General features: G+C 47.6%; 13 protein-coding genes. 7 read left to right on the top strand and 6 right to left on the bottom strand.

Annotation, left to right across the window (positions count from 1 at the left end; genetic code table 11):
- Positions 1-41 precede the first annotated feature (41 nt).
- Positions 42-1,568 carry a Do family serine endopeptidase gene (locus KWJ01_RS01220; protein WP_224994448.1) on the bottom strand — a complete coding sequence of 509 codons (1,527 nt, stop codon included), beginning with the start codon at positions 1,566-1,568 and terminating at the stop codon, positions 42-44.
- Positions 1,569-2,152: 584 nt separating this feature from the next.
- Here KWJ01_RS01220 and KWJ01_RS01215 point away from each other — a divergent pair.
- Positions 2,153-2,560 (top strand): hypothetical protein, encoded by a 408-nt coding sequence (locus KWJ01_RS01215; protein WP_224994447.1) that lies wholly within the window; start codon positions 2,153-2,155, stop codon positions 2,558-2,560.
- Positions 2,561-3,038: 478 nt separating this feature from the next.
- Here the strand turns inward: KWJ01_RS01215 and KWJ01_RS01210 are convergent, their stop codons facing one another.
- From KWJ01_RS01210 to KWJ01_RS27875, 4 genes are all read right to left on the bottom strand, one after another.
- Positions 3,039-3,260 carry a hypothetical protein gene (locus tag KWJ01_RS01210; RefSeq protein ID WP_224994446.1) on the bottom strand — a complete coding sequence of 74 codons (222 nt, stop codon included), beginning with the start codon at positions 3,258-3,260 and terminating at the stop codon, positions 3,039-3,041.
- A 79-nt stretch (positions 3,261-3,339) separates the two neighbouring features.
- Positions 3,340-4,785, bottom strand: a complete 1,446-nt coding sequence (locus KWJ01_RS01205) for an NAD(P)/FAD-dependent oxidoreductase (protein ID WP_224994445.1) — start codon at positions 4,783-4,785, stop codon at positions 3,340-3,342.
- A 79-nt stretch (positions 4,786-4,864) separates the two neighbouring features.
- A complete protein-coding gene (gene msrB / locus KWJ01_RS01200) occupies positions 4,865-5,332 on the bottom strand; it encodes a peptide-methionine (R)-S-oxide reductase MsrB (RefSeq protein ID WP_224994444.1) in 468 nt (155 codons plus the stop codon).
- A gap of 198 nt (positions 5,333-5,530) precedes the next feature.
- The gene (locus KWJ01_RS27875; RefSeq protein WP_255650987.1) at positions 5,531-5,665 is read right to left on the bottom strand and encodes a hypothetical protein; all 135 of its coding nucleotides are present in this window, start codon (positions 5,663-5,665) and stop codon (positions 5,531-5,533) included.
- 51 nt (positions 5,666-5,716) lie between these two features.
- On the opposite strand from KWJ01_RS27875, the gene KWJ01_RS01195 reads away from it, so the two are divergent.
- The gene (locus KWJ01_RS01195) at positions 5,717-7,918 is read left to right on the top strand and encodes a M3 family metallopeptidase (RefSeq protein ID WP_224994443.1); all 2,202 of its coding nucleotides are present in this window, start codon (positions 5,717-5,719) and stop codon (positions 7,916-7,918) included.
- A 261-nt stretch (positions 7,919-8,179) separates the two neighbouring features.
- Positions 8,180-8,917, top strand: coding sequence for an FKBP-type peptidyl-prolyl cis-trans isomerase (locus tag KWJ01_RS01190; RefSeq protein ID WP_304502754.1), 738 nt, complete (start codon positions 8,180-8,182; stop codon positions 8,915-8,917).
- 140 nt (positions 8,918-9,057) lie between these two features.
- On the opposite strand, the gene KWJ01_RS01185 is transcribed toward KWJ01_RS01190, so the two are convergent.
- Positions 9,058-9,312 carry a hypothetical protein gene (locus KWJ01_RS01185; protein WP_224994442.1) on the bottom strand — a complete coding sequence of 85 codons (255 nt, stop codon included), beginning with the start codon at positions 9,310-9,312 and terminating at the stop codon, positions 9,058-9,060.
- Between the two features lie 527 nt (positions 9,313-9,839).
- On the opposite strand from KWJ01_RS01185, the gene KWJ01_RS01180 reads away from it, so the two are divergent.
- From KWJ01_RS01180 to KWJ01_RS01165, 4 genes are all read left to right on the top strand, one after another.
- Complete coding sequence (locus tag KWJ01_RS01180; protein ID WP_224994441.1) at positions 9,840-10,403, top strand: TetR/AcrR family transcriptional regulator; 564 nt, start codon at positions 9,840-9,842, stop codon at positions 10,401-10,403.
- Between the two features lie 200 nt (positions 10,404-10,603).
- Positions 10,604-11,092, top strand: a complete 489-nt coding sequence (locus tag KWJ01_RS01175; protein WP_224994440.1) for a GbsR/MarR family transcriptional regulator — start codon at positions 10,604-10,606, stop codon at positions 11,090-11,092.
- A gap of 41 nt (positions 11,093-11,133) precedes the next feature.
- Complete coding sequence (locus tag KWJ01_RS01170; RefSeq protein ID WP_224994439.1) at positions 11,134-12,561, top strand: TolC family protein; 1,428 nt, start codon at positions 11,134-11,136, stop codon at positions 12,559-12,561.
- A gap of 13 nt (positions 12,562-12,574) precedes the next feature.
- Complete coding sequence (locus tag KWJ01_RS01165) at positions 12,575-13,630, top strand: efflux RND transporter periplasmic adaptor subunit (protein ID WP_224994438.1); 1,056 nt, start codon at positions 12,575-12,577, stop codon at positions 13,628-13,630.
- The last annotated feature ends 2 nt before the right edge of the window (positions 13,631-13,632 follow it).

Genomic DNA, 13,632 nt, shown 5'->3' with positions numbered 1-13,632 from the left:
AAAATCGGGCTGCTTTCAGCCCGATCAGTCTTAATGTGCTTCTACATGCCAAATGCATAATAATGGACCCCCGGCACATCCTCATACACTCCCTCAAGCAATACGCCTCCTTCTTTGTTCTGCATATAATTTGCCAGTTGTTCCACTGATTGCACCGGACGGCCATCTACTTTTGTAATGATAAATCCTTCCTTCAGCTCGGTGTGCTTCATGAGCTTTCCGGTATAAAGCCTGCTTATCTTTACACCGCCTTCGATATTAAGCTTTTTCGCCAGCGACGGGCTAATCTCCTCAAACTCTGCCCCCAGCACATTAAGTATCTCCCGCTTATTATTTGCTACATACCTGGCCTCTCCATTTCGGTTGCGCAGCTCTACCTTTAGTTCTCTTTCTTTACCCTTCCGGTTTACTTTCAGCTTTAGTTCGTCGCCGGGGCTGTAACGGCCAACCAGCTCCAGCAACTGTGGGGCTGTGGCAACTTTATAGCCATTGATTTCCTGTATTACATCTCCTGGTTTTATACCGGCATCAGAAGCTGCACTTTCGTCCATTACGCTGTCAACGTACACACCCGTGTTTACCTCCAAATCTTTTTCCCTGGCAAGACTGCCATCCACACCCCGGATGGTAACGCCCAGGTAGCCGCGCTGTACTACTCCATACTTCAGCAGGTCTTCTACCACCTTACTCACCAGGTTAGAGGGTACTGCAAAACCATAGCCTGCATAGGCTCCTGTTGGACTGGCAATTGCAGTGTTGATACCAATAAGCCCACCCTGCAGGTTTACAAGTGCACCACCGCTGTTGCCGGGGTTTATTGCAGCATCGGTTTGTATGAAAGACTCGATGGCATACTGATCCTGAAGGATGTTGATGTTACGGGATTTGGCACTTACGATGCCAGCGGTAACTGTTGAATTAAGGTTAAGGGGATTTCCTACCGCTAATACCCACTCCCCTACCCGCACATCATCAGAATTAACAAAGGGCAGGGTAGGCAATCCTTTTTCCTTGATCTGAATCAGGGCCAGATCGGTGCTGGGATCTGTACCAATCACAGTAGCTTTATAGGTACGGTTGTCGTGCAGGGTTACCTCTATGTCGCTTGCACCGGCAATTACATGGTTGTTTGTTACAATATAACCCTCGCTGTTAATGATTACTCCTGATCCGGAGCCAACACTGGGCTGAGGCACCCCCGGATGAGGCGCCTCGTAATAGAAGCGAGGACCGAAAAAGTCGCCAAAAAAGTCTCTGAAGGGATCGGGCAGCTCCCGGTGTGGGCCTGGTGCAGGCTGCCCTCCCGGGCCGGCCAAAGCGTTCGTCTGGGTAGATTTAATGTGCACTACCGCATCCATCACCTGGCCGGCAACAGCTGTAAAATCGAGCGGCACCAGTTCATTTTCTTTATTTAAGGTAAACACTGCCCCCGGCACAGGTGCGCCGCTTATATGCTCAATTTTGAGTGTTTTAAGCCCCGGGATTATCTCCGGCGCCAGAATCACGACACCCAGGGATACACATAATGCAATTACTCCGGATATGATGTAGCTTTTATATTTTTTCATATTCCATCTAATTTTGGGTTCAACCATTCAATTCACAGAATTTTATGATTCCTTCTTCAGATGAATACCAAGCATTTTTCTAAGAAAAGACCTGCCTATGCGCACTGCCCTTAACCAGCCGAAATGCTGCTTCGTCTCATCCGGTTGGCCAAGCCAGTGGTACAGCACAAAAAAAATGAATATATAGAGCAGGCAGATCAAGGAAACTCCTAATGCCAGTTTTTCCATATACACCTCCTTTCTGTTAGAAACTATTGATGTTTTCTGCTGCAGGTTTGTATTACATGCCTAATCGTTAAACGTGCCCTTATGGCAGCAGCTTATAAACCAGTTGCTGCACAATTATCAGGTACCTATACCAAAATCGGCTAAAGCAAACACTGTTCCTGTACAAGAAATCCATCAGGCAAATGTCATTTTGTCATAACACAAAGTACTGCCCATGCTGGTGGCAGCACATAGAAAGCTCATTGGGTTAAATTTCAATAAACTGTGGGTACAAGAGCTGACAATACAAATACCCGGATTACCTTTACCAGCCGTAAAAAGAATATCAAAAACTGCTTTTAGTCGTAAGAGAAAGTATGGAAAAGGAAATAGTAGCCTGGCGTAAGCAGCCGGAGCCCAAGGGAACCATCTACGCTCCTGGTGACTTAAGCAGAAAAGAAGCTGTAATAGCGCTTTTTAGTGGAAGTAAAACATCAGAAGCCTATATCAATGCTGATGGATGGCAGTTCCTGTTTGACTATTGGGGCATTCAGGGGCTGTTCGAGATTGACTCCGTGAGCGGGTGGCTGGATGTAAGTGATGAGGGAGAGTGGATCTCCCGCCTGGTATACTTTTCCCTGCTTGCCGGCTATAATCCTGTAGATGGGGAAAAAGGCGACTACGATCCCGATTCAGGAAAATTCATTTCCATGGAGGGCTTTGTAAAAATGATCGACTGGGATGCCATCCACCAGATGAGAGTGGATGATGGCTCGGATTTATAGGCCAGGAACCGCATTAAATAAATCCACCCACCCCCTTAAGATATGAAACGCACTGCAGTTCTTTTTTGCCCCCTGCTGAAAAATCAGGTGAAAGGAACAGCACATTTTAAACTAAATAACAGCTAACCAAATCAGCAGCTTGTAGAGCAAGCCAAGTACTAAGGTAACAGCAACTGCCAGCCCAATGTATTTATATGTTTTATTGTTGTTTTCAGAAGGCATATAAATAAGCATTTTTATTAACCTTAACCCTTTTTCCCTGCCTGGCTATTTGGCCGCTGGTATCGACATCAACTCAAAGCTGTTACATTCCTCCTACAGGCAGCTACACTACTTCACCTATGTTGAATGAAGGCTTAGGCCCCAGGGAGCAGGCCGGACCGACGATAAGTTATTCAAGGTTTGGCTTCCGTTCCTGGTAAGTATATTTTATTCAGCGACCAGGCGCGCAACAGAGAAGTAATATCCCTTCAGGCTTTTAGTCCTCCTGCCTGATGGCCTTATCTCCCAGCTTAACCAGGATTTCACCCACGGTCTTTCCCCATGCTTCCAGGTAATTACCTTCTTCAAACATAAAGGTTGCACCAGGTCTTTCATAACCATCATCAAAAGTTCTGGACTCTGCCGGATATATAGCAATTGCTTTTGCCACATTTATCAGCACAACTTCTCCATCAGTATTGATCAATTCAAAAAACATAGTGTTAAAGATGATAGTGGAATAAAAAATAAAGTCTTGAATAATAAAACAAGTGCTTTGGAGCTGTAAAGGTTTTGTTTCAGCCTAAACTGCTCTTATTGATTTTAAAAACCTCCTTCAGTGCCTTTTGCGCTGCATGGTAGCCGCACATGCCATGCACACCCCCACCAGGCGGTGTGGCAGATGAGCAGATGTACATACCCTTTGCAGAGGTTTTATAGGGCGATAGCCTTAAAGCAGGCCTGGTAAACAACTGAGTAATATCCATGGCACCACCATTGATATCACCTCCTATGTAATTGGCATTGTACTCTTCCATCTGCAGGGCTCCCATGGTGTGCCTGGCCAGGATCCTGTCGCGGAAACCAGGTGCAAAGCGTTCCACCTGCTGCTCAATAGCATTTGTCATATCTACGGCTGAACCATTGAGCACATGGCAGTAAGCCCAGACCGTATGCTTTCCTTCCGGAGCTCTGCCCCCATCGAAGAGGCTCTGCTGGGCAAGCAGCACATAGGGCTGCGCAGGGTGCTTTCCTTTCCAGATCTGCTCCTCACCCCATGCAATTTCCTCCAGGCTGTTCCCCAGGTGCACAGTACCCGCCATACGGCATTCGGGCGCAGTAAAAGGTACAGGACCATCCAGTGCCCAGTCGATTTTAAAAACGCCCATACCGTAGCGATAGCGGTTAAGCTGCCAGCGGTACAGGGAAGAAAACCTATGCCCCGCAATCTGTAACAGCTGCCGGGGTGTTATATCAAACAGCAGGGCATGCGCAGAGGGCAGCTGGCCCAGGGATTTTACATGGAAGCCGGTTTCTATTTTACCTCCCAGGGACACAAAATAAGCCGCCAGGGCATTGGCTATCTGCTGTGCGCCCCCCCTGGGAATTGGCCAGCCGCCAACATGCCCGAGTGCCAGCAGCACCATGGCAATGGCCGAGGTAGTAGCATTCGTGAGGGGCTGTATGGCATGGGCTGCCATACCAGCCCATAATCCGCGTGCCTGGGGTGTCTGAAAACTTTTGGCAAGGTGTTGTGCAGACTGCACCGCCTTAAGGCCAAAGCGAGCCATAGACAGCGGGTGTTCCGGCATGCGCAGGGGCCCCAGTAAGGCCGGCGCCAGAGACTGCCACTCTGCTGCCAGCGGTCCTATCAGCTGCTTGTACCTTGGCCCGTCCTTGCCCAGCAACCGGGCGGTTTCTTCCAGGGAAGAGCTTAGCACGGCAGCCCCTCCGCCATCGAAAGGGTGTGCAGCATGGAGCTGGGGCTGAATAAACTCCAGCCCCCACTGCCGGAGCGGAAGGGTTTTGAAAAAAGGCGATTCTGCTGCTAAAGGATGAATAGCCGAGCATATATCGTGCACAAAGCCTGGCAGGGTAAGCTCCGCAGAGCGCATGCCACCCCCAATTGTGCTCTTTGCCTCCAGCAGGAGTACCGATAGCCCTGCTCTTTGCAGCGTAATGGCAGCAGCCAGTCCGTTAGGGCCAGAGCCAACAACAACGGCATCATAATCTTTTTTCAGCACAGCAAATAGCTTAAGTAGTATATTAAAGGCTTACAGCAACACAAAAAATGCCAGCCCATTTATGCTGCCCAATATACAGTTATTCTTCGTTTTGATCGGCTGTTTCTGGTAGCAGCACAATGCTTTCGGAATTAATGCAGTAACGCAACCCGGCAGGCTCCGGGCCATGAGCAAATACATGCCCAAGGTGACAGTCGCACACATTGCACATGGCCTCTATCCGCTGCATATGATGGCTATCGTCAAAAGCATATTTAACAGCAGCTTTGGTAAAGGGTTGTGAAAAGCTGGGCCAGCCGGAGAGGCTCCTGTACCTGGTGGAAGAGCTGAACAATTTACTGCCACAACCCCTGCAGGCATAAACACCCGGATCGTAGGAGCGGCAGTAGGCGTTTCTGAAGGCTTTCTCAGTACCCTTCTCGCGCATTACATGGTATTGGGCAGCAGTTAACACCTGCCTCCATTCCTCCTCCCCCCTATCCACACGACGGGGCGGCTCCGGGTTGCTGTATCTGGCATAATATAAAACGTCGATCCAGCCTAACATATAGATGATTTGTGGTTTCTGATGGGCTTATTCTAAAAACTGGCAGAAGCCGTAATAGGTTCTTTCCCGCTACGCCCTGTCTTGAAAGGGCTCCCGGTAATGGTCTTTAATACAATAATACGTAGTACTAATGGCTTTCAAAGCTACACATACCGCCCCCAGGCAACAGCTAGTACATCCATGGCATACATTATAAGTTTATCTGTCTGCCACATCTCCTTCTCCTTCAGGAGAAAGGGCAGGGATAGGGCAAACACCAAAGATGTTTAACCATGGATCTTCAGGAACGGGAACTAAACCGCTTTCGCTTTTTTTGATATCTTGCTGGCTCATTAAGTTTCAGCAGAATCTCTCGGGATTCTTATCTAATTTATTAAACCATCTATGCATACACAATCTATACCAGCCGGTGGAAAGTGGGGCTTTCTGGTGATGCTTGCCATAGCAGGCTGCACCGCTACCCAACCACAGGATCAATCGCCACAGGCACAAGCACCCATGGAACAAAATCAGGCACAGGCAGAAGAAAATGTTTTATTGAAGGAATGGACCGGCCCTTATGGTGGTGTTCCTGCTTTTGATAAAATGGACCTGGCCTACCTGAAGCCAGCCATGGAAAAAGGAATGGCCCTGCACCTGGCAGAAATTGAGGCCATTGCCCAAAACCCTAATCCGCCTACTTTTGAAAATACCATTGTAGCCTTTGAAGAGGCCGGCGAACCACTGGGCAGGGCGTTTACCTATTACAGCATCTGGAGCAGCAACGTCTCCTCCCCGGAATTCAGGAAAGTTCAGGCAGAACTTGCTCCTAAAATATCGGAATACCGTTCTAAGATCACCCAAAACGAAGCGCTCTACCAGCGCATCAAGGCTGTTTACGAAGCCTCACAGAAAAATCCACTCCCTGCAGACCAGCAGCGTGTGGCAGAGCTTATTTACGAAGATTTTGAAATGGATGGCGCAGGTCTGGATGCCCAGGCCAAGGAACGCTATGCGGCCATCAATAAAGAGCTGTCTTCGCTCTACACCAAGTTTTCCAACAACGTGCTGGCAGATGAAGAAGGCTATGTTGTATATCTTACAAAAGAACAGCTTAGCGGCCTGCCCGAATCCTTTGTAAAAGCAGCCGCCAAAGCGGCGACAGATCGCGGAGAGGAAGGCAAATATGCTGTTACCAACACCCGCTCGTCTATGGATCAGTTCCTGACCTATTCTGACGAAAGGGCTTTACGGGAAAAGGTGTGGAACAACTACTACTCCCGTGGTGATAATGCCGATGCCAACGACAACAACAAAGTAATTGCCAGAATCCTGGAGCTGCGCAACGAAAGGGTAAAACTGCTGGGCTTTGATAACTATGCCGAATGGCGCCTGCAGGACCGCATGGCCCAGACGCCGGAACGTGCCATGGAGCTGATGAATGCCGTTTGGCCCGCAGCCCTGGCCCGTGTTAAGGAAGAAGTAAAAGACATGCAGGCAATTGCCGATGCCAGTGGTGAAAAAATCAACATTGCACCCTGGGACTACCGCTATTATGCCGAGAAAGTACGCCAGCAAAAGTACGACCTGGACTCTGACGAAGTAAAACAGTACCTGCAACTGGACAAGCTCACCCAGGCCCTGTTTTTCACCGCCGGTGAGTTATTCAACTACCAGTTTGAGCCTGTGACTGCCGGTACCGTGCCTGTTTTCCACGAAGATGTAAAGGTTTGGGAAGTAACCGATAAAACCTCCGGAGAGCTTGTAGGACTTTGGTACCTCGATCCGTTTGCCCGCCAGGGAAAACGTTCCGGTGCATGGGCATCGCCTTACCGCAGCCATACTACCTACAAAGGCAAGAAAACCGTACTGGCCTCCAACAACTCAAACTTTATTAAACCTGCTCCGGGAGAGCCCGTGCTGGTATCCTGGGATGATGCCACAACCTTCTTCCATGAGTTTGGCCACGCGCTGCACTTCCTGTCTTCAAATGTTAAGTACCCAACCCTGAACAGCGGCGTACGCGACTATACCGAGTTCCATTCGCAGCTGCTGGAGCGCTGGCTGTCTACCGACAGGGTAATTAACCAGTTCCTGGTGCACCACGAAACAGGCAAACCAATACCTGCCGAGCTGGTGGCTAAAATCAAGAAAGCTTCAACTTTCAACCAGGGCTTCAGCACTACAGAATACCTGGCATCGGCGCTTATGGACATGAAATTCCATACGGCCGATCCTGCAAACATGGATGTAGACAAGTTTGAAAGGGAAACCCTTGCTGCCCTGAACATGCCGAAGGAAATTGTAATGCGCCACCGCTCTCCTCACTTCGGGCACGTATTTTCAGGTGAGGGCTATGCAACTGGTTATTATGGCTATATGTGGGCCGATGTACTAACCTCTGATGCCGCCGAAGCCTTTGAAGAAGCTCCTGGTGGCTTCTATGATAAGGAAGTAGCAGCCAGGCTGCGCGAGTACCTCTTTGCCCCCCGCAACTCCATGGATCCGGCCGAAGCCTACAGAAAATTCCGTGGCCGTGATGCAAAAATTGATGCACTGATGCGGGACAGAGGTTTTCCTGTTCCAGACCAGAAAACCAATCAGTAAAATCACATACTGAACCTAAGCCGCATGTTCCCTGGAATATGCGGCTTTTTTATTTGTACCAAGCAAAGGGGCTAAGCCTGCTGCAGGTATTTGCTTTTGTACCAGCGCTACTGAAAACCAGCTATGAAGTACGCTGCTTACAGGTACAGCCCAGGGTGCCTGCAGCAAAAAACTAAGCAGGATATGCAAAAAAGGATTGAAATTGGCTCCATATTTGAGAAGCTCAATTCTATTGTGGCTAAACCCTTATAAGATTTAAAAATGAAATTATCAACACTTACCCTTTGCATGGCCTTGTTTGCTACAGCACCCCTCTTTGCGCAGTCAAAAAAGGAGCTTAGGGCTGAAGTTCAGCGATTAAATACTGAAATTGAAGAACTTAAAAAGCCTAAAGAGGTTGACTTAAGCAACAAACACACAAAAGCCAGCTATGCCATTGGCGTTATGATTGCCAATAATGTTAAAAGCCAGGAAATGGACTCTCTAGACACAGAAGCATTGATGGTAGCATTTGAGGATGTTTTGAAAGGCGGAGAACTTAAACTGGGGGCAGAAGAAGCAGAAAGCACCATTCAACAATATATGCAGGAAATAATGGAAGCAAAAAAATCAAAAGCAATCGAAGAAGCCACTGCCTACCTTGAAAAAAACAAGGCAAACGAAGGTGTACAGCAGACTGCAAGCGGTTTGCAGTACAAGGTAATCAAAGAAGGCACTGGCAAGTCGCCCGGACCAAAGGATAAGGTAACGGTGCACTACACCGGTATGCTTACAGACGGAACAGTCTTTGACAGTTCTGTAGAGCGTGGTGAGCCCGTTACTTTTGGTGTAAACCAGGTAATTCCCGGCTGGACCGAAGCTTTGCAGTTGATGAAAGAAGGAGCTAAATGGACCTTATACATCCCTTATGAGCTGGCTTATGGTGAGCGTGGCGCAGGGCGTGATATTCCTCCTTTTTCAACCCTGGTGTTTGATGTGGAATTATTAAAAGTTCAGTAAGAAATTGCTGATATAGCTTATATCTGTTCAAGAATACTGTCAAGGCAAGTAAACTGCCCTCTGCCCCTGCAGGGTACAGACAAAAAAAGACCTGAAGCAATCAAGCCTCAGGTCTTTTTTATTTATTAGCGTGGGGATGATTACTGATTATCTTCAATCAAAGCATCATCTCTTACCCTGTCGTTACGCATAGTTTCATCTTCGATCAAACCATCGTTCTCCATAGTATTATCATTACGCATGGTTTCGTTTTCCATCATACGATCATTCTCGTACTGATCGTTACGTACTCGCTCCTGCTCAATAGGCCTTACTTCTCTGTCATCAACGGTTTCTACCCGTTCCGCTTCCTGCATCTCGTTATCATCGGTAAGTGCTGAAACACCCCAAATCAAACCTATCAGTAAAAGTGCGCCAAGAATCCATGGCCATATTGATCTATTATTATTCTTATTATTATCGTCTACTCTAATCTCTGCCATAACTAAAAAATTTAAGTTAAAAAATAAATACTAATAAAAGTATTTGTTACTACCTATACTTACGGCTTTTGAGGTGATAGGTTTTATAATCAGCCTTTTATATCAAAAAACTGCCTGTTAAGCAATAGGAAATCAATGCTATTACCAGGCACAAGCGTACTGTTTTCATCACCCATATATAATACAGTATGCTTGGTCTTTCTTACGGCTTTTTTCAAGCCATGTCTCATTTTTAAAGAAAGATTTAGCCATAACCGTCCGGCCTGCCCTTTAGCTGCCTGTAAAAGCATTAGGCCTGTTCGCCGGCAACCAGACATTGCTGCATACACCTCAAACCCTGACTAAATTAAATTTTTCCCTTGGTTCTTTTTGTTTAGAACTACATATATTTCATTTGCAGTATAAAAATCAAGCATCAGGTTTTGCTATTGGCCTAATTCATGACCAGAGACTTTATTTTGGCCGCCTGCCGTGATATTATATACCGTTATGGCCTCCAGCGCTTGCTGATCGATGAGGTAGCCAGTAGGTGTGGCACTTCCAAAAAAACTATTTACGAGCTTTTTGGCAGTAAAGAATTACTGATAGAGTGCCTGGGATCTACTTTTCTGAAGCAGGAAAAAGAAGAATTTCTGGCCGGCATACAGCAGCCTGGCCCACTGCGCAATAAACTGCAGTTCATCATTGATCACCTGCTCTCTCTCAGTGAAATAATACCCATTGGTGAATTAGAATACCTGAAGAAAAAACACAAAATAAACCACCGGATGCTGCTTCAGTACCTGGAGGAAGTATCTGCCGAACTGGAGAGGCTTTTGGCTGCCGGGCAGTCAGCCGGAGAAGTTTATCCCGATCTGGAGGTAAGCACCCAGGCAAAGCTGCTGTTTGCGCAATTACAGTACCTGCACACCAACTACCGCCAGCTTATACTCATGCATCCTGCCGACCACTGGCGGCAGCACATCTCCACTACCTTTTTCCGCAGTACCTTTATATATCTATAGCAGGCAGGGCTGCAAATAAAAACAACAGGCTCTGACCCAGCCAAAAAACTGTACTAAAGCAGCTGTGGAGGCATTTATAGAGCGAATACCATGGCAAATCTACAGGTAGTGACCTATCAGCAAGTTTAAAATATTTTTAGTTCATAATTTATTGAACCAACAAAACTATTCATATCTTTGCTACGTTCTTCAACTAAAGCATGGAGCGACGAAGAATGGAATTAACAGAAAAACATAAAACTTTAATTGAGAAGATTGGCGTTGCCCTGGAGCAAAAAGGCCAGCGGCCGGCAGCGGCTCGTATTATTGGACTGCTTTATGTAGCCGATACGCCCGAGCTTACTTTTGATGAGGTTTGTGAGGCCCTGCTCCTGAGCAAAAGCGCTACCAGCAATGCACTTAGCTTTCTGTTACAGAACGATATGCTGGAATATATTACGCACTGTGGAGACAGAAAGCGTTATTTCCGCCTTAAAATGGCCAACTGGCAGGATGAGTTCGTAAAGCAAATGCAAAACATTACAGGCTTTAATGAACTGCTGCAACAGGTACTGGAAACCCGCACCAGCAGCACACCAGAATATAATACCAAGATCAAAGAACTAAGCAGCTTCCTGGATTATGTATCGGGCCGTTTGCCCCAGCTTATGCAGGACTGGAAAAATAAAGAAAAAAATTTAGCAGCTTAGTTCTTTTTATTAAGAACCAAATGAATTACACTCTCTAAGATATGAAGTTAGGAAAGATGAACAAAAATGCTGCTCTGGCGCTCATGCTGCTAATGCTGGTGGGACCGGTAGGAGCACAAAGCCTGCCGCAGGACCGCCTGCCGCAGGATCGCCTGCCGCAGGATCGCCTGCCGCAGGAGCAGGTGCTACCGCAAACTAAAGCCATGACGTTGCAGGAATGTATTGCCTATGCCCTGAAGAACAACGAAGACATTGCAAAGGCTGTTTACGATCAGCAGATCTCTGAGAACCAGGTAAAAGAAGTTAAAGGATCTGGCCTGCCACAGATCAGTGGTTCCGGTAAACTGGAGTACTACCCATCACTCCCTACCCAGATTCTGCCTGGCGCCATGTTTGGCATGGAAAACGACTTGCCGGTGCAGTTCGGTAAGGATTATAATGTGCAGGGAGGACTGCAGGTAAGCCAGCTGCTGTTCAGCAAATCGTTCTTTATAGGTCTGCAGGCTGCCAAAAGCGCCCAGGATCTTTACCAGCTGCGCAAGGAAATGACTGAAGAAGAGGTGGTTTACAACATCAGCAGCTCATACCTGATGATTCTGCAGACCCAGGAGCAGTTTAATATTATCAATGCGAACCTGGAGCGCCTGGCCCAGCTGGAGAAAATTCTGCAGCTGCAGTACGAGAACGACCTGGTAAAAAAGGTAGACCTGAACCGGGTAAAAGTAAACAGGGTAAACCTGCAGAACCAGAAGCAAAGCTTAACCACAGGCCTGGAGCAGCAGCTTAATTACCTGAAGTTTTTCATGGGCATGCCGCTTGAGCAAACCATTGCCCTGAACAGCGAAGGCGGTCTGGGCAAAAACATCATACCCCTGGCCAGCGGCGCCGGCATCAACCCCGATCAGAAAATAGAGTACCGCTTGCTGAACAAGCAAAAGGAGCTTACCGATTACCAGATAAAGAACATACAGGCTGGCTACTACCCTACGCTGGCTGCCTATGGTAACTACAGCTATTTAACGCAGCGTAATGAGCTTTTTGCCAGCAGCAGCGAGTCGCCCTGGTTTAACACCACGGTGGTGGGCCTGCAGCTTAACGTTCCCATTTTCGATGGTTTCCAGAAGCGCTCAAAAGTACGTCAGGCAGCGCTCGAGGTTAAAAAGGTGGATGAAGACATCAAGAAGCTGAACAAGAATACCCAGGTAGAGGTGGAAAATGCAATCAGCCAGCTGGAAAACAGCCGCATGGCCATTGCAGCACAGGAAGAAAACGTAGCCCTGGCACAGGAGGTATACGATACCAGCAACCAGCTCTATAAAGAAGGCATTTCGCCACTAACCGATCTGCTGGAGGCCGAGGTATCACTACGCGAAGCACAAACCAACCTGAACAACGAAAAACTTAAAAACCAGATTGCCCAGCTTAACTATCTGAAAGCAACAGGCGAAATCGCTTCACTCACTAAATAGACTTTCAACGAACATGAAAAAAGTAATTTATATAGTACTGGTACTTGTTGCCATTGGTGGTATTGCAGTAACCCTGGCCAACAACAAAAAGGAAATGGCAACCGCAGCAGCGGTTGCTTCACAAACCAGCAAAGCCATTCCTGTGGTGCTTACTACGCCAAAAACGGGCACCATCGATAAGTCTTTTACCATTAATGGCACCTTTACACCTATCCAGAGCCTTAGCCTGATGTCGGAAACACAGGGCCAGGTTATAAAGCTGAACAAGCGCAAAGGCGATGCCGTGAAAGCTGGCGAGGTGCTGGCACAGGTAGAGAACGAGGTGCTCCGCGCCAATGTAATTACCGCACAGGCCAACTTTGAGAAATTCAAAAAAGACCTGGAACGCTTTGAGAAGCTTGCCGCAGGCGATGCCATTACCCAGCGTCAGCTGGAAGATGTAAAGCTGGGCTTCGAGAATGCTCAGGCTAACCTGATCACTGCACGCCAGCGCCTGGAGAAATCGCGCATTGTAGCGCCTATCAGCGGCGTGATCAACGAGAGCTATATTGAGATTGGTTCTTTCCTGAACCCAGGCTCAAAGCTGTTCGACATTGTGAATGTAGATAAGCTGAAGCTGAATACAAAAGTATCGGAGCAGGAGGTAATGCTGATCCAGAAGGGGGCCAAAGCAAAAGTTAGTGCCAACGTAATGCCGGATAAAGCATTTGAAGGCACCGTTACCGCCATTGGCGCCAATGCAGATAAGTCGCTGAAATACGACATCGAAATTCAGGTGAATAACTCTGCTGAAACTGCCTTAAGAGCCGGTATGTATGGTAACGCTTATTTTGAAATAGCCGATACCCGCCCGGCGCTGCTGATTGAGCGCGATGCTATTGCCACCAGCCTGCAGAACCCTAAGGTATATGTAGTGCAGGCGGGTAAAGCACACCTGAAGGATGTAACCATTGGCACCGTAGCCGGCAACCTGGTTGAAATTACCGGAGGCCTGACAGAAGGCGAACAGGTAGTGCTTAACGGACAGATCAACCTCAGAGAAGGTACTGCCGTGAGCGTGATGAAATAAGG

The organism is Cesiribacter sp. SM1, from assembly GCF_020178975.1.
In the GTDB taxonomy this organism is placed as follows: domain Bacteria; phylum Bacteroidota; class Bacteroidia; order Cytophagales; family Cyclobacteriaceae; genus Cesiribacter.
This window is presented reverse-complemented; position numbering and strand designations above follow the sequence as displayed.

Excerpts from the sequence above, each read along its gene's own strand:
- KWJ01_RS01220 (WP_224994448.1), bottom strand. The coding sequence starts at position 1,568 with ATGAAAAAATATAAAAGCTACATCATATCCGGAGTAATTGCATTATGT.
- KWJ01_RS01215 (WP_224994447.1), top strand. The coding sequence starts at position 2,153 with ATGGAAAAGGAAATAGTAGCCTGGCGTAAGCAGCCGGAGCCCAAGGGA.
- KWJ01_RS01210 (WP_224994446.1), bottom strand. The coding sequence starts at position 3,260 with ATGTTTTTTGAATTGATCAATACTGATGGAGAAGTTGTGCTGATAAAT.
- msrB (WP_224994444.1), bottom strand. The coding sequence starts at position 5,332 with ATGTTAGGCTGGATCGACGTTTTATATTATGCCAGATACAGCAACCCG.
- KWJ01_RS27875 (WP_255650987.1), bottom strand. The coding sequence starts at position 5,665 with ATGAGCCAGCAAGATATCAAAAAAAGCGAAAGCGGTTTAGTTCCCGTT.
- KWJ01_RS01195 (WP_224994443.1), top strand. The coding sequence starts at position 5,717 with ATGCATACACAATCTATACCAGCCGGTGGAAAGTGGGGCTTTCTGGTG.
- KWJ01_RS01190 (WP_304502754.1), top strand. The coding sequence starts at position 8,180 with ATGAAATTATCAACACTTACCCTTTGCATGGCCTTGTTTGCTACAGCA.
- KWJ01_RS01180 (WP_224994441.1), top strand. The coding sequence starts at position 9,840 with ATGACCAGAGACTTTATTTTGGCCGCCTGCCGTGATATTATATACCGT.
- KWJ01_RS01175 (WP_224994440.1), top strand. The coding sequence starts at position 10,604 with ATGGAGCGACGAAGAATGGAATTAACAGAAAAACATAAAACTTTAATT.
- KWJ01_RS01170 (WP_224994439.1), top strand. The coding sequence starts at position 11,134 with ATGAAGTTAGGAAAGATGAACAAAAATGCTGCTCTGGCGCTCATGCTG.
- KWJ01_RS01165 (WP_224994438.1), top strand. The coding sequence starts at position 12,575 with ATGAAAAAAGTAATTTATATAGTACTGGTACTTGTTGCCATTGGTGGT.